Origin of the sequence: Bacillus cereus group sp. MYBK15-3 (genome assembly GCF_051916765.1) — a bacterium.
Classification (GTDB): Bacteria; Bacillota; Bacilli; order Bacillales; family Bacillaceae_G; genus Bacillus_A; species Bacillus_A cereus.
This window is the reverse complement of sequence record NZ_JBQAHG010000006.1, coordinates 116,867-133,705: the sequence shown is the minus strand read 5'-3', so window position 1 is coordinate 133,705 and position 16,839 is coordinate 116,867. Positions and strand designations below refer to the sequence as shown.

Here is a 16,839-nt window from a genome sequence, read left to right as displayed (position 1 = left end):
ATTTACTATGAGAAATGAAGCGAATCCACCTTCGCTATTTCATTCAGTGTACCACAGTGAACCTTAGAAATCAAAGCATTCTACGCCTTGCAATCCTCAGGAAAATCTTCCTCTAAGTGGTCAAACTTAAACCTACGCTGGAACTCATCCACGGTTAGCACTTCTTGCTCTTTTCCCTCTGTCTTTACACGTACTGCGACTACCTTCCCATCTTCACCTACATCATACATATCTAACTTATACATTGTAAGAGCCTGCAGGAATCTCTCCCTCACATCTAATTCTTTTGTAGCATCCGGAATCAAATGAATGTACTCATTCACGCTATGTTTTACGATGGTATCGAAATCTTGACCCTTTAACCAGTAGTTAAATTTATTTAAAAATGACTGAACTGCCTCGAACTTTCCTTGCAGATAATTCACATCATTTTCATCTTCCTTAGCCTCTTTTGCATCATCCCACGCATCAAATGCGTCACGACACTCTACAATAATTTGTGGCAACACATCGTACGTTTCTGTCACGACATCCGCTTCTGTTTGAATCATACGCAGTCCTTCACGATATCCATTCTCGTAGAAACTGTTATCTGTTTTGATTTTACACTCAGCGTATTGAATAGCTGCTTTTATTGCTTCACTTGCACCCATACTTACCTCTCCTTTAACCCAAACTAGGTCTTATTATACCCGTAACCACACAAAAGAGGTACTACAACGAGTACCTCTTCCAAAAGGGGAATTAGGGAATATCATCCAAACCGTCAAGTTGGTATACCTTGATTATTTGAATCATAAAGAAATTAAGACCGACAAGTACTTTTACAAAAGTGAAAGTATCGCCTGTAAGTGCTTTTTGTTTGCCTTACAACTATAACTATACAGTATCTAGCCTCTTCCCACTGCCCCATCGTTATCAAAACAAAGAAAAAGTTACTCAGAATATATCCAAGTAACTTTATTCATCTCGCTTGCACACCTCAATCAGAACTTACAAACGAAACTATTCTAGGTAGTAGAGTTTAGGTATAAATCATGTCCTTATCTATAATACAGTATAATTAAATATTCAACAATACATAAGAAAAAGACACCCCTCTTACAAAGTGTCTTTTCTCGCATAATCCAAAAGGTGATAACTCATAAGAAATTAGGATGGCAAATCCATAAGTTCTACAGTCTTATAGTTTAATTTCCAACTTTTTCTTATTTCAATTATTTGCAGCACAATCCGTGTCATTCGGCTTTACCCACATCATCCCTTTGTACCTTCTCACTAGACCAAAACCTAAAATACCAACAATCAAAGTAACGAATCCCCAAGCAATAACCGTCACTGTCGGACTTCCAAAGTTTGTACGCAACACCACCTCAAGAATGTCATTAGGAATTGCTACATAAATAAGCCCCGAAATAAGCAGTAACACTGCCTTTGTCACCACCATAAACGTTGATTCTGTTACCCCATAAATATAAATACAAATAAGTACCATCGATGCCACTGCAACTGCTGAAACTGACAACATTTTTGTAACTCCAATAACCGCATTTACTACGTCTATACCGTATAGCATGTGCTTACCTCCCAAACCACCTGTATTTAATTACTATATATTTCCTATAGTTACTATCTTAGTACACTACTATTTCGTTTACTCAAATCTTAGTATTTTTATAAATTGCAAACCTTACTATCATAAATAAAATAATTACCACCTTTTAAGCCACTATCCGAAGCGCTGTCGCTATCTAACCCGCCTCAAGATAGATTACTATCACCTACCATTACTGTAGCCCTATATACAGCCCCTGCAGCTCATAAAAAATAAGGACACGAATTTACGCATCCTTATACACCATCTTCTTTGTACTCTATTAATGTACTCGTAATCGATTCCAATCTTCGTAGTACTTATTGTATTTACTTACCTCAGATGTAGGTGTGCGTAATGTTTGCAATGTATCACTAACCTCATTTGACGGGATAACCCAAATATACTTCTGCCCGGCATCCATCCCGACAACTATTAAATATTCGCAAGTTTTACGATATATTTTGCGAATTCTACCGTTCCTGAGAAGCAACTTATTTTGTTTTTGCGGGTATTTACCCGTTCTGTTACTCTCAGATAAGGCAAATCTGAACGCTCCATGCAGGTCAATTTTACTTGCACTGAGTACCTGTATCCTTGTTTTCCCATCTAAGAGAATATCGAACTCACAAGAACTGTCTTCGCTTCTCACATTTGTTGCGACAAATCCTCTATCACTTAATTCTGACATCATGTAATCCACTGCTGAATCATGTGTAGTCACCCGGGGTTCAATATTATACTTCTTCATTTTACGAAATACATGGTTCCTCTTTAACCCGAAATATGTTTCAATTTCGCTTGCAGCCATACCTTTACGTATATACATATCGACCAATGTCTCCTCTGTTAATTCCATAGACACCCACCTCTATATTTATCCTTTTATATTTATCCTTTTATATTTGACCATTCTTTATAATACTTACTATATCTACTTTTACTGCTTATAGGTAACTTGATAGACTGCTGGGTATCCCTCAAATCGCTAGATGGCATAACCCACACATGAAACTCATCTTCTTTGACACCTACAAACACAATACTATCGCATGTTTTACTGTATAGTTTCCGAATCCTACCGTTTGGCAGCAACATCCGTACCCCATCTTCTAAAATCGTTTTATCCTTACCACTTACTGTAAACATATATCGAAATCCTGTGGCGTACCAATTCGCACCCATCACTTGTACTCTGATTTTATCATCTATTAGTAAATCGTAATGATTGGATTTATTGGTATCCTTAACATTCTTAACAGCATGTCCCATCTTTGCTAACTCTTTGGTTACATACTCAACTGCAATATCATGTATTGTAGTTCTGGTAGGAATCCCATATATCTCCCTTACCCTCGCTACCCATGTTCTATCCTTTTTACAAATAACCGCAATCTCTATGTCTGACATCTTCTTTACTTCATACATATACCTTAGTTCTTCAGAAGTTACGAACAAATCAGTCACCTCACAATCACCTCGTAATTACGTTATAGTCTTAGTCTACCAACACATGTAGCTGAAATGTCCCTCATTCTTATCAAATAAAAAGGTAGTGGTTACCGTAACCACTACCTTACCTTCCTACGTTCAATCAAATCCCAATCCTCATAGTTCTCTTTATACTTCCCTTTTATACTCTTCACGAATCGAATCAACTTAACTGTATCTGAGAAAACATGTGAATCCACTAACCATGTCTGACATTCCCCTTTGCATTCTCCTACAAACACCATAATGTCACACGTTAACCTATAGAGCTTTCGAATATCCCCGTTTTCAAAATATAATTTATACTTTTCCTCCAACCCTGCGAACTTCCCACGTCTGCTTGCTTTGATAGAAAAAGCATATGAACCTCCCAAAGAAGAAGCCCCAAATACCTGTAACCTGATTTCTCCATCTACTAAAACATCAAAAAGAGGTACATTACTCGTATCCCACATATTCTCAACCCGATACCCTCTCTTTTTCAGCTCACTAACCACGTAATCTAACGCATCGCGGTGATGGAAATTATATGCTACAAATCCAGTATCCTTCACTACCAAACTACACACCTCCTAAAAAAGAGCAACGTTTCCGCTGCCCTCATTTTTACTCGTGACCAAATTCTCCCCCACGTTCATGGTGTTCTTTCATATCTTCTAGGCTTTCACATAGACCTTCTGTACCGTCTCCATATACGTGAAACACCTCTTCATTATTGTTAAAACGGCTCACTGCCTCTTCAAAACTAATTAGTGTCATTCCCTCGTATTTACTCATATCAATCTCCACCTATTCTGGTTTATATTTTCCTATTCTTTCAGCTCTGTTAAACGCTTCTTCCATACTCATAGACCTTGGATAGTCCTGCTGTAACTTACTTTCGTTTGGATAATAACAGCTAAACTCATCTTTATCCCAAGGAGATGCCTCACCGTTTAAGAACTCGATACTCCCGATGTACCAACCCGCTGCAGTCTGCATGCGTATATGACCCATCACATACCCTTCGCTTTGTTGTCTTCCCATATTTGCAACAACCTCCTGCGCTTTTCTATATTATTAATATACCATTTTATTATATTTTAGTCAATGGAAGCTTCCCTTTTATAAAGAAAAAGAAGGGTTAATTTAACCCTTCTTACCTTCCTGCATAACCTAATCTGTTTATCCAATCTTCTACTTTTATTCTTAATGTTCCATGACGATTTTCTTGTACGCTAGAACTCACAATTCGACTATCCCACTTAATATCGAAAATAGAATCATCATCTAACGACAACGGTATACCCTTTAACCCAAATTCACGGACGTATCGAGAACGCTGAACCATTGTTATGTAGGTCTCTCTGGCGTTTGATTTCACGTAGTAGTTATCGTTCTGCGTATAATCCACAACAACCAGTAAATCTACATTACGTGAGAATCTCTCGTAACCTGTAAACATAGAGCGACTTGGGAATAGACGAAATACCCTATCCTCAGGCTTCACATCACCTATCTGACCTACAATCGGTACTCCTTTGAAATACTTGTTATCTAACCCCTCATCTACCTTTAATATCATAAGGTGACTTAACCCATGTACTCGTTCCGATAACATATCAAACAGCATCTTAATTGCTAATCTGTGGTACGGCAGCTCGTTAAATACTTTAATGTACACCACATCTGTGCGTTCAAGCGTACAGTTATCTAACAACATGGAGACTCCCACCTCACTCAGTACGTCACTGCCCTTACGTAACTCAGCAATTTCACTGTTTTTCTTGCTAATCTCTATAGACTTGCTAGATAACTCTATTTGTACATCCGTAAGTTTTTCCTCTAAGTCTCGTATACTTTCCCTTGCTGCATCTAACTCTTTTACATTCATTGCGTATACTTCCTCGTCTACTCGACTACGTATAATCTGCAACTTTTCTTCCTCTAATTTTGCAAGGTCTCGCTTGAACCCTTCAAGTTTCTTCTCTAACCTCTTACGTTCTTCATCCTTGCCCGCATAGTACCGTTCCTGACCTTTTAGCTTAAATTCTAACTCTTGTTTTTCACGCAATATAGCGTCTTTTTCTCGCACATAGTGGTTGGTCTTCTCTACCTCAATGTCTAGGTCTAACTCCAATTTCTTTACTTTCTCCGTTAATGCCACACACTCCTCTTTATACTTCTCGAGGTCAGGCATCAACTCATTCTCAATTTGACCCTTCATATCCATAAGAAGCTGCAGCTTCTCTTTATCCTTAGCCACTACCTCAGCTTTTTCTTCCTCTAATTTAGCTATTTTTCCTTTTGCGGCGTTTAAATCAACCTCTAACCCCAGGATAAGGTCTTTTGTTGTATCTGTTGTATCTAAGTTACGAATCTGCCCTTCTCGTCTGTCCTCTTGTGCAAACTTTAACATCGCCCGGATTGTACCAAACCTTTTGGCATCCTCAAACACCTTATCGATACCTACTTCAACGACTCTGATTCCTTTTAACGTCTTTAAGGCTCTTACTAACGTTGAAAAGTTAGCCACAATATCCGGTGGCATAGAGTCTGTAAGGATAACCGAAGCATACGCATTACCTCCACTCCGTACATCATCTAACTTCATTACGAAGTCATCCGGCGTACGAATCAGCATAACAGGACGGTTTAACCCGTCCTCGATTTCCTGCTTGATTACTAGTTTATCTGTAAATAACCATATTGGCTCATTATCCGGAAAATAACCTTTGTTTACTTGTTTCTCAGCTACCTCCAACGGAAACCCCTCCTACACTATTGCTTTTGTAAAGATACTTTTAAAGACACGTAAGGCGATATCATCCTTCCAAATATACCGCACACCTGTAAAGAACTGCTCTTCCCAGTTTTCGTAGTACGGAATCTCTCCTGCTACCATCATTTTATCGTACGGACTCCCTGCACTCTCAAGCATCTTCTTCACTTGTTTGTGCGTTAACTCGTACCCTTCTTCATCTCTACGTCCACGCTTATATTTGTTCAAGATAACCGACGATTTACTAATTAACTCCCCTAACATCAACTTATCTTTGCTATAAAATTTAGCCAATGTAATTGCAAAAAAGTCCTCAATTGCAAGCATCGTATTTTCTACTACAAATACATTCTTATCTACAATACCTAGATACCTTGAGTAGTACCCTAAATTTCGTAACGGGATATCAATTAACACCACATCATAGACTTCCTTCGCATCCGCTAGGAACGTACCTAACTCTGCCCCAACTGTATCCGCCCATGCCTCGTCCACTACATCGTCACGAGATACACTCAGTACATCTACTCGAGATGTTACAGAAACCGCAGCGTTTTCAATCTCACCGCCCTGCGCCACCTTTAATAGAGAACTACTAATCCCCTTATGTTCACGTACCGCCCTCTCGTAGTTTTTAAAATATAAGGTTTGCGTACGTTTGTTAATATCTAAATCAACCACTAACACTTTACGACCCACCATAGCGTACATATCTGCCACATTTGCCACTAACCCCGAACACCCAGAGTTGTTAGCCCCAATGAACGAAATAATCCCCTCATCCGAAGCTAATTTATCCTCAGAGATATACGAATCACTTTTTACTGCCGTTTGAAATAGTTCTCGCAACCTCTGGGCGCTAGGAACGCCCACACGGACGTCTTTATTTGAAATGTGGATTGATTTACCTACCTCACCTTTCTGACCCTCAGTCGGCGTTTGTGGACGGTATGTGGGAACGTTTGGCTCTTGCACCTGCACCTCAGGTTTACCTAAGTCGATAGATTGCGTTCCTTTTTCCTTTTCTAAGAACTCTTTATCCTCTTTCGATAGACCTAATCGGTTTAACGCCGGGTTTTTTCTACCCTTCGCTGCCTCAATCTGCTTCTTTTCCTTCTCGTTTAACCGCTCTAACTCTTTACGTTGACGTTCTTTCACCTTTTCCCTCTCAGCAGCCATTCTCTTTTCCACTTCCACTTGGCGCTGATTTTTATCGCTATCAATGTAATCGTTATCCGACAATTCACTAACCGGTGTATCTACCCCGTACTGCAGGACTTCTTTACTTACACTTCTAGCATCTTCAATAAACTCTTCACTTTCTTTTTCTAACCGCTCCTCACGACTGACTTTCTTAGCCTCACGGTTATATAACCCCTTACCATCATGCGCACCCTGCAAGGTATCCACAATCATCTTAGATTTGACATCCCTCTTCGTGACAAAGATTTCAACGTCATCGTAATACGTACCGCTTACGCCGTTTACCGAACCCTCAAGCATTCGATATAAATTACTATTCTTTGTAATTAAATACAGTTTTGTACCGTGAATAGACTGTGATTGAAACACATCCTGCAGCGCTACAAAGTCCTCAGCCATAACCTGTGCATCTTCACCATTACGGAAACCAGAATCAAGCACTAACACAGCATTATAATTACTAATAGACATCCCGCCGCCACGCAATAAACTATCTTTCAAATCAACTGTTGTTCTCCAAGTCTTAGGAAACTCCAACATTGTGTTTGCTTTTGTTAACGCATTTGCATACGCATCCGAATTTTTACCTGCCACTAACCCGTAAATAGCCACGGTCTCACCCCTCATTTCTTTTTCTTACACATCTTCCTACTTACCTAAAGAATAAGTTTCGTTTTTTCTTAGGCTCTATCTCTTGTTTCACAACCTCTTCAATCTCTTCTGGCTCTAGCAACACTGCCTCTGGGTGCTTCTTCACACCTGCATCAAAGTCCCTAGCCGACATATCTAAGTTTCTGTCTAAGCGTTCCTGCGTAAACTTCAGCAGCTCCGCATCAATTACTCGCTCCTCTGCATCTAACCTACGTTGTTGTGAGTTAATTTCCTCTTTGCGTCCCATTAACGTATAGAATCGTCTTGTATCTAGAATGGTCTGCGCAGCTTTACGTTGTTCCTCCCTACGGATATCTAACTCTTTTGCTCCTTTTTGCAGTACCGCATACGGGAAGGATAGTAATTTATAAAGTTTATCAATCTCATATTCATGCACTAAATCAATCTTTGTCCCATCGTATTTCGCATCCGGCATCTCCATGAAATGTTGGTCTAATCGTTTGTATAAATCTACTCGTTTTGTACAGAAGAAGAGATATGTCCCGAAAAACTTCTTAGCGTTAAACATATTCTGAACGAATACAATATGAGAGAACTCATCCTCCGTATCTGGGTTAGTCATCCCCCAATCAAGTACCAGAATTCCCTCGATATCACCAAGCGCCTCACGGTCTCCTTTAGCCACATCGTTCTTTAACTCTCTTAAGTCTCCCCAAGCCTTTGTAAATTCAATATCTGGATACTCAGATACCATCTGACTTGCTAACGCCTCACTCTGTAATCCTGCTACAATACCGAAATTCTTCATCATCTTCACTCCTATGTTCGTCTTTTTGCTTCGTATCTACCGATGTATGTATTTTTAAGACACCTGCGCTGCATCAGCCTGCATTAAATATGCCAACCCATCCACAGTCACCTTATTTGTCGCTTCTACAACCACATTCGAACCAAAACTATCAGAACTTGGTGTAAGCTCTGGGAATCGACTCACCACATGCACTGGCTTATTCATATGTTCCTTAGCCAATTTCCGCACCACATCCCAGTTCTTAAGAGTCGATAATGACGTATCCAATACAATGAAACCCTTTACCTCAGTAAACGCATCCTTACCTCTTGTTTCTAGTGTAAATAAAACATCATCTACATACTCCACTCCAGTTATCATCTCTCCCGAAACCTTGCTCACCTCATTTGCAATAGATTTCGCTAACCTTCCACCTAATAAAACCCACATATTCCATCCTCCTAAAATGAAAGCAAGCCCGAAGGCTTGCCCATTATTTATTGAATGACTCCAAATCTTCATCGTCATCATCGTAATCGCCAAAAACATCCGGATTATCGACTTTATTCGGTTCTGTATCTTTAACCACTACTACTTCCATACCTTGTTTATGTTGATGCCAATTTTTATCAGGTACATCTTCTTTTTTGAGAGCCTCACGCTCTTCTTTTATTCTTTGGCGTTTCTCTAGTTCATCTGCCCGTGCCTGTTCACGCTTTTTCTTATCCAAGTCAGGCTCATAGTTGTCAGGACTGTATTTATACTCAATCTCAGCAACCAATTTATCGTACTCATCCGTTGTAATTTCGTTAGACATTCGAATTTTCTTCGCAGTCTCAAGCTCGTTCTTATACTGCTTAAGACGTACATTTTCAATAGCTTTCTCTTTTCTTTCTTCGGCTTGGCTAATCTCCTCAAGAGATTTACCGCCAGTTGAAAGCTCTAACTCATCAAGAAGTTCAATCGGTATTGCTTGACCATCTTCACCAATAAGACGTTTAAGCTTCGCAAACTTGTTAAACGGTTGCATGTCAACCGACTTACGAATGTAACTACTATTAAAGGAATTTAGCATATAAATTGTCTCGTAGAATTTATCTACTTCTTCCTTGCTGCAGATTTTTACATCCCCCAAGTACCCGTTTGACTTTAACGTTAAAGTTAGGATATCGTTTAGCATCTTCTTAAATCGTTTCATAGTTACGAATCTAGTATTTGTGACCACAATATAGTCTACGTACCGCTGCTCCGCATCCATCGTGTACATGGAGTTGATATTTAACTGAAGTTTAGCCAACATTCTCATTGCTTCTCGTGGCTCATCATTTAAAATATCTGCATAACGTGTGAGTGTCTTAGACATTTCAGGCTTTCTTTGTACCTCGTACCACTGAAAGTCCATACCTCTTGTATACAATTCCCGTAAAAATTCATTCTTTGTTTTACGGTACTGCTCATAATGACCTTCTGGTACTCCAACATTTGAGCGTCTATCAAAGTAAACCACTAACCCTCGTTTTAGCTTTGCGCCCTCACGTTGGTAGTAAATCAACCCGTCATCACGCTCGCCACTACCTACTTTATCAGTTCCCCAGAAATGACTGACACCGCTTATTACGTTGTCATCCTTTTCCTGTACCATCTTCCTTAGCCGTACTTCCTCAAACACCCAATACCTAATGAAGAATGAAAAGATAAACAAGTAAATCCCTGTCATAACCACAATAGGAATTATCCCTGCCCCTAGCTTCATAAATATAGATAGAAGTCCGACATAAGGTAGGATAGCGAAGAACACACCCACCATCTTCTTATTAGAAGCGAAGTAGCTATTCCTCTCCGTGTCTACGTTATCGATACTTAACGGTACAAACATCTTCTCTTTGTCATCAAAAAATCCCAATGTATCAACTCCTAACCGATGTACCTATCTTGTTTACCTACTATCGCCTAAACATAAAAAATAAGGAAGTTCGCTTTCGAACTTCCTTACTTAATTTCAGCTTATGTTGCCATATCTCCTTAAGATATTCTCAATACCTTTTTGGCTAACACCGTTTCCTCTAGATAAGATTGTAAGTACTCCATCTTGGTTCGCTTTGATATCTTTAATTTGTCCGAGGATGCTTTCTAACTCCCCTAAGCGACTGATATCAACCTTTGTTAACATATCCGCATCTACATGCTTATCTGTAACAAGATGTTCTTTAACCCCTCTAAACTTAGTTAACGCATCTCTATCATTAGAACTTACTGAGCTTCCTAACTTATCAGAAGCAAATCCTTCTAGGTGACCCGTAGTCTCCATTACACTCTGCATAGCTTCAAATATTTCTTTTGCTTTGCGATTGTACGTATCATCACTAACCGTGTTGTTTTCTCTTGCCTCGTTTAGTTGTACATACTCATCTTCTAATGAAGTGAAATCACCTTGTAAACCTACTTTTGTAGCATAAGTTGTAAGACTCGCCACACCTTTTGCATAATCCGCAGCCCCAGACTCATCAGTAAGGATGCGCTCATTTGCTCGTTGTGTAAGCTCTGCCTTCGCTCTAGCAAACTCCCCAATATCTTGCCCATCTAAATTGATAAGAGACAGTAACCCCTCTAGTACCCCTTTATTTTCAGCAGCACTGTTACCTGCTCCCGTAAATACTTTATCGAAATGTGTATCGGCTTCTACACCTAAGCGCTCAAACATAGCGTCAGAACCCTCAGATTGCGTTGAGAAGTGTCCTGTGTTAAATCCGTGGTTGTCGCCATCTACGACATAAGCACTTAATTTCTGTGCCATATCTACGTTATTCTCACGAATCTCATTGAAACCAGATAACGCCGTATCTCTAATCTCCTCTATCGCTTTTCGGTGGTATTTATTTCGGTTATCGTAAAGGATTCTTCCGTTTTGACGTTTCATTCCTTGAACAAGTAAATTATCTATTTCGTTAAGTAAATCTTGTGAGCCTTCACCCACCTCTAAACCAGTAGATAGTTTACTAGTTTTACGCTCCTCTACTCCATTCTCCTCACGGATTCTAGCATCTTCTTTAAATAACTTCTTCATTGCTTTTTTACCGTTACGCTTACCGATGTACTCTAACTCAGCCGTACCCGGTAAATAATTACCTTGTGCATCACGTTGCGGTACTTTTAACACTTTGAAGTTATCTTGGAAGTATTGAGAGTTTACAAGATTTGAGAATGACTCATTAGATAACCCATCCTGACCTAAATCTACTTTGTATCCATCTATTTTACGACCGTTGTCATCTGTATACGTACTGTAATTCAATGACGTTAATCCGTAAACATCTTTTGGTTTTGGTAGATTTTCAAGCTCATCTACTGTGCTATCCAGTAACCCTTTAAATAGTCCTTTACGTACGCCTGCTTTTTGTAAATTTAGACCCGTTGTATCGAATGAAACCGTAGACATATCTTGTACTGCCTTAACTCCTTGGGATTGTAGATAATCCACCATCTTCTGTGCCTGTTCTACCGTATCGAGCGCTACTGTTGTATAGCTTGCGCCACCAGAAGCAATAACTCCTGCCTCTTTCTGTTTACCTCCAGACACATCTGACTCGTTTTCATCGATATTATAGTAATCTTGCATAACAGCCGTAAACGCTCCACCATCAGCCCCGGTCATATATTTAAGTAGTCTTCCTGCCTTGCTATCGTTAAACCCAGTTTTCAAGCTTGAACCTGCATCCTGCAGCTTTTTGACAATTGTATCTCTTGCCCCAACGATATTCATTTTAGACAACGACTTACCAAATAATGCCCCCGCTGTACGTCTTCCTAAACGCTTACCTAAGCCAAGACTTTTACCCCCTAGCTTACTTAAACCTGCACCCGCAAGTTTACCCGCAGCTCCTTCACGCCCAAGCGTACGCTTAATTGCACTACCTAAACCTCCTGCAGCTCTCATTGCGCCATGAGAAACACCTCTTGTAGCTCCACCGAAACGACCACGTAAGTTACCTGCCATTCTATTAATACCATTTGAGAATATTTCTCCACCTAAATTTCCTTTATCTTTAATAACCGCTTTAAACAGCTTCATAAAGACAAACTTCATAACAATAAAGATATAAACCGAAATGATTAACGAATGGATAAGTGTGTATGGGTACGTTAACCCTTCAGCCTTAGCTGTTGAGTAGTTCATGAAGTACGTCATCGCATACCATAAACTCAATAACCCTAGTTTCGCTAACCCGAATGTTCCGATTATGACGAGCGCCCCAAGCCATGCTTTATTATCACGATTGAATCGAATCACATAGTTTTTCACAAATGCGATAACCATAACTAGCATCATACCGAAGTAGAACACTACAAGGTACGTCATACCGAACACAAGCAATGCGAATAACGCCACTAAGAATACAAATAACACTAACGGATTCTCACGTAATGATAGATACTGTGCTACATTATCAATGTCTTGATTCTCTAAGTCGAAGAAATACATCGGTACAAACGCCATACGTACATAACTATCAAACGAAATTGTTTGTCCCTCGTAGTTACGTGGGAAGCCATGCAAGTCTAGAACGCCGTTGACTTTAAAGAACTCAGACAGTGTTATCATACGGATTTCCGCATCTTTGAACGACCCCGCAGGGTTATTCATGTTATCGCGAACGATAGAATACGTAGTCATGTAATCGTTAAGTAACTCACGGTTTACATTGTAAATATCCCTATCGAGCGTTGTTGTCTGCATATCTCGGTAAGGTGCTAATTCATTAACCAATGACCCGATACCTAACATATCCTCTTCGGATTTGTTAATTCCGTTTTCATTCATTAACTTCTCAGCTTTTGGAGAGAATGGATTCCCTTCCATACCATACGCTGCATGTCTGCTCGCCTTTGTCATAGACAGGTCACGAAGTAACGCTTCACGTTCTTCTTCGGTAATTGGACTTCCCTGCACAGGGTCTCTAAGAGCGCTTGCCACCTTATATAGACCGTTTAAGCTATCAAGTACCCCTTTATCCTTCGTATTATTTACGATACGTAAATACAACTCAGAAGCGGTAATATCGATACCTTTTGCATTCTTAATTCCGTTTGTCTCAGCCTGTTTTCCAAATTTAGAGCTTGTATCAATATGATACTCCGTATAGCCACCTACACCGTTATACTCACCTTTTTTATTCTTGTTCGTTTCGACCCAGTTAAATAATTTATCTTCGGTTTTCTTGTTATATCGAGCCTCAGCCCAATCAAACAAGTCGAAAATACTAATACCTACTTTAACCAAGTCTTTCTTATTCCAAGTACCCCCATCATTTACAACCTGCTTGCTAAGTTTATCCTTAAGCGTTAACTCTTCATCCTTCACTGTATCAATATCGAAACCGTGACGATGCTTTGTTGTGTAGAAATATACGATGTAATCTTGGCTTCTATCCCGCAATTGGTCAGTACCGCCAAATAATTTCACATACATTTCATCACGTTTACGCTCTTTTGTCTCCATTGCAAGCCATGTATCTAATAGAGAAGTTTGACGTAGCTGCTTCCCAATAACTACATTTGCAGGTTCGTTAATTGCATATTTGATTAACGGACTATACACCATTGCAGGTATTAAAATAATGAGAGTCACCAACACAAACTGCTTCGCAAAATCTTTAGCCGTCATCGTTCTTCTAAACACCTTGAACGCCATGAATATCATGTACACGGACATAAATCCAATAAGCAGCAGCGAAATTGAACCCATTATATCTCCCCACATCGCCGTATCTGCGATTGTAGACGTATGGAAAATAGCATTAATGGAATACCCGATGAATGATGAGTTGTACAAACTAACAACCCAACTTGCTAGCGTCAATCGGATTAACTCATAGAAACCGATATCTAGTAACATTCCGATACGTTGGATAAGAGATGCGGCATCCCACTTGTTTTTATCAGCCGTGCCATCAGAAGAAGTCCCAGAAGTATTGAATCCGCCAGTACCTAAGTCCATGTAAAGCTCCTTAGATTTCTCAGCATCTTCTATAAACTTACCGTTCCAACTCTTTACTGCATCCGATGTATCAGCGGTAATAAGCATCGCTAACGCACGAATCGTATCTTGGTTGTTATCAAGTGTTTTACCTTGCATAAACTCGTTCATTTTTTCAAAACTGATTTGACCGCCATCCGGTAATGCGCTTTGTACCGCTTTTACCTTATCACGTAAAGATGCATCTACTTTATCTACGTTTGCTTTCTTCTCTAATGAAGAGAATCCACCTGCTTCACCTAAGTAATCTTTCAGTGCATCTTTGATTTTCGATGCCCCTTTGTTGTTATAAATCGGTGAAGAAACGTAAGAAGACGACTTATCTCCCAGTTTTCCAAGGAACAAGTAGTTTTGCCAATACGGAATCAACACAGCCCCTGTATTCCCTACAATAACGTTACCGTAGTTATCAATACCGACTGTATCGTCAGACTCCGTTTTCAGGTTCTTGATTTCTCCAGGGTTAGCTGTAATTGCTTTCATTAACCCCTCGCCATACCAGTTGCCTTTTTCCGGCTTTGCCACCTCGAACGTTGGCTTTTCAGCATTAGACACCATATCAATAACGTTCCACGTTAGATTGAACTCAGATGAGCCTTTCGCCCCGATGTATTCACCCGGTGAGCTATCCGAGAAACGACCTGCCTTACCTGCTTGCACACTTACTGCCTTATTTTTATATTTCTCAGTATTATAAATAAAGACTGGTGAAATTTTCTTATTTGCATACAAGTCATAAAGCCTTACCGCACGTGGACTGCCCGATTTCGTTTGCAACGACGTACCAGATAGTTTACTACCATCGAATTTCTCGATTGCCTTTAAGTAGCCTCCACTCGCATCATACCAAGCCTCTCCGTTTGATTCTGTGATATCGGTTTTTTGATAACCTACAACAAGCGGCATCCAACCCATAACACTGTAATCGCCCGTTTGCTCTTTAAACTTATCCCCATCTTTCGCTTTTTCTGCAAGCACTTTAAGGTACTTATCTAAGTCACTCTTATTGAGCCTGTCATAAGCTTCTTGGGAAGCCTCGGTAAACTTTTTACCTAAGTCCGCTCGGTAATTCGCACCCTGCGTTGTACCATGTGTAGGCTCGGAAATAAATCGAACGTAGCTATCAATCTCGCTTTTCGTTTTCTCCTTGGACATATCACCGACTTCTACCGTGTATAAATACCTCTTATCACGAGGGTTATACCAACCTTGACCCCCTAAGCCTTTATAGCCTTTCTTTACAGACTTATCGGTGTTCTTTTCACGGAAAGCCTCAATATACCCTTTACCACCTACAACCTTCTCAAGCGTTAACCCTGCACCGTTCGGCTTTACGATGTCCTCTTTTTTGGTTATGTTCTTAAGGTCTTCCACTAATTTCGGTTTAATAACCTCTTTTAGCTTCTTCTCGTACTTACCTTCCGCATGGTTGCTACCTCGAGAACCCATATCGTACCACTTAACCTTCATACCACGTTGGTCAGAAGTCCAACCCCAACCATCTATTTCAGATGCTTGTGTCATGTAAGACTCGCTAGCCCCTAAGTAGTAGTTAATAACAGATGCATAACGCTCTGCCATCTTATCCGCAAGTGGTTCTGCTAACTTTTCCAACTCTTTCGATTTGTCATTACCCGTATCTTGATTCTTATCGTGTTCTTCAAAAGAACCATCCCTTACACCGCCACTTGTAACCTCGTCATATAAATTCTTACCCCCGAATTTACTGACTGCTAAATCACTATTACCCTGTGGTAGTGCAAACGTTTCTGACCAAGACCCGGACACAGAACTCTTATCCCCACGGAAAAGTCCGCTATACTTAGAACCATCACCGTACTGGCTACTTAAAATGTTATACGTTACCGCATACTGCATCCCAAGTTTATACCCCGTGGCTTTCTTAAAAGGCTCAACATACGATTGATTGGCTGTGTCGAAAACGTTATTATTACCTTTACCTTCTGGCGTTTTCGTACCATCTTTGTCGTCATCCTTTTTTACCTCATTACCTACGTTTTGTTGCTTACCTGCATCCCCGTTTTTATCCGGCTCTGCGTAGACATGCGCTCCATACGTAGGTAGTAACGACCCGAGCAGTACCGTAGTTGCTAACACTTTAACCACGCAAGACTTCAGTGTACTAGACGGCTTTACCTGTTTCCGCTTGCTTTCTATATTCAATTGTCAATACCCACCTTCCATGCTTGTTCTTGATGAGTCTGTATCTTGCTCCCTGCAAGATTGGTTTAACCACCTCCTATGTATTATCACTTTCAAGTAGTTATAGTCTCTTTCAGTACACTTTCTATCATCTAACCAAGCATATCAAAAAGCACTCCCGAAAGAGTGCT

13 protein-coding genes are annotated in these 16,839 nt (G+C 40.1%); all 13 read right to left on the bottom strand.

The genetic code is table 11. From position 1 onward, the window contains the following. Positions 1 to 80 precede the first annotated feature (80 nt). Entirely contained in the window at positions 81 to 653 is a 573-nt protein-coding gene (locus tag ACTFR8_RS22775) for a hypothetical protein (RefSeq protein ID WP_221660330.1), read from the bottom strand. A gap of 560 nt (positions 654 to 1,213) precedes the next feature. After that, complete coding sequence (locus tag ACTFR8_RS22770; protein ID WP_440028062.1) at positions 1,214 to 1,576, bottom strand: hypothetical protein; 363 nt, start codon at positions 1,574 to 1,576, stop codon at positions 1,214 to 1,216. Positions 1,577 to 1,877: 301 nt separating this feature from the next. Further along, positions 1,878 to 2,453: a hypothetical protein gene (locus ACTFR8_RS22765; protein ID WP_440028059.1), complete on the bottom strand. Its 576-nt coding sequence runs from the start codon at positions 2,451 to 2,453 to the stop codon at positions 1,878 to 1,880. A 32-nt stretch (positions 2,454 to 2,485) separates the two neighbouring features. Further along, complete coding sequence (locus ACTFR8_RS22760; RefSeq protein WP_440028056.1) at positions 2,486 to 3,061, bottom strand: hypothetical protein; 576 nt, start codon at positions 3,059 to 3,061, stop codon at positions 2,486 to 2,488. 104 nt (positions 3,062 to 3,165) lie between these two features. Next, positions 3,166 to 3,645, bottom strand: coding sequence for a hypothetical protein (locus ACTFR8_RS22755; protein WP_440028053.1), 480 nt, complete (start codon positions 3,643 to 3,645; stop codon positions 3,166 to 3,168). Positions 3,646 to 3,691: 46 nt separating this feature from the next. After that, on the bottom strand, positions 3,692 to 3,862 hold the full coding sequence (locus ACTFR8_RS22750; RefSeq protein WP_440028050.1) for a hypothetical protein: 171 nt from the start codon (positions 3,860 to 3,862) through the stop codon (positions 3,692 to 3,694). 12 nt (positions 3,863 to 3,874) lie between these two features. Next, on the bottom strand, positions 3,875 to 4,111 hold the full coding sequence (locus tag ACTFR8_RS22745) for a hypothetical protein (protein WP_221660325.1): 237 nt from the start codon (positions 4,109 to 4,111) through the stop codon (positions 3,875 to 3,877). A 112-nt stretch (positions 4,112 to 4,223) separates the two neighbouring features. After that, a complete protein-coding gene (locus ACTFR8_RS22740) occupies positions 4,224 to 5,828 on the bottom strand; it encodes a hypothetical protein (protein WP_440028047.1) in 1,605 nt (534 codons plus the stop codon). Between the two features lie 12 nt (positions 5,829 to 5,840). Further along, positions 5,841 to 7,661: a hypothetical protein gene (locus ACTFR8_RS22735; RefSeq protein ID WP_221660323.1), complete on the bottom strand. Its 1,821-nt coding sequence runs from the start codon at positions 7,659 to 7,661 to the stop codon at positions 5,841 to 5,843. Between the two features lie 40 nt (positions 7,662 to 7,701). Further along, positions 7,702 to 8,469 carry a hypothetical protein gene (locus ACTFR8_RS22730; RefSeq protein ID WP_221660322.1) on the bottom strand — a complete coding sequence of 256 codons (768 nt, stop codon included), beginning with the start codon at positions 8,467 to 8,469 and terminating at the stop codon, positions 7,702 to 7,704. A 54-nt stretch (positions 8,470 to 8,523) separates the two neighbouring features. Beyond that, positions 8,524 to 8,901: a hypothetical protein gene (locus tag ACTFR8_RS22725; protein ID WP_440028045.1), complete on the bottom strand. Its 378-nt coding sequence runs from the start codon at positions 8,899 to 8,901 to the stop codon at positions 8,524 to 8,526. A 43-nt stretch (positions 8,902 to 8,944) separates the two neighbouring features. Next, positions 8,945 to 10,354 carry a hypothetical protein gene (locus ACTFR8_RS22720; protein WP_440028043.1) on the bottom strand — a complete coding sequence of 470 codons (1,410 nt, stop codon included), beginning with the start codon at positions 10,352 to 10,354 and terminating at the stop codon, positions 8,945 to 8,947. Positions 10,355 to 10,450: 96 nt separating this feature from the next. Beyond that, entirely contained in the window at positions 10,451 to 16,669 is a 6,219-nt protein-coding gene (locus ACTFR8_RS22715) for a hypothetical protein (RefSeq protein WP_440028040.1), read from the bottom strand. Positions 16,670 to 16,839: the final 170 nt, after the last annotated feature.

Coding starts and splice junctions, on each gene's coding strand:
- ACTFR8_RS22775 (WP_221660330.1), bottom strand. CDS start 653: ATGGGTGCAAGTGAAGCAATAAAAGCAGCTATTCAATACGCTGAGTGT.
- ACTFR8_RS22770 (WP_440028062.1), bottom strand. CDS start 1,576: ATGCTATACGGTATAGACGTAGTAAATGCGGTTATTGGAGTTACAAAA.
- ACTFR8_RS22765 (WP_440028059.1), bottom strand. CDS start 2,453: ATGGAATTAACAGAGGAGACATTGGTCGATATGTATATACGTAAAGGT.
- ACTFR8_RS22750 (WP_440028050.1), bottom strand. CDS start 3,862: ATGAGTAAATACGAGGGAATGACACTAATTAGTTTTGAAGAGGCAGTG.
- ACTFR8_RS22745 (WP_221660325.1), bottom strand. CDS start 4,111: ATGGGAAGACAACAAAGCGAAGGGTATGTGATGGGTCATATACGCATG.
- ACTFR8_RS22730 (WP_221660322.1), bottom strand. CDS start 8,469: ATGAAGAATTTCGGTATTGTAGCAGGATTACAGAGTGAGGCGTTAGCA.
- ACTFR8_RS22725 (WP_440028045.1), bottom strand. CDS start 8,901: ATGTGGGTTTTATTAGGTGGAAGGTTAGCGAAATCTATTGCAAATGAG.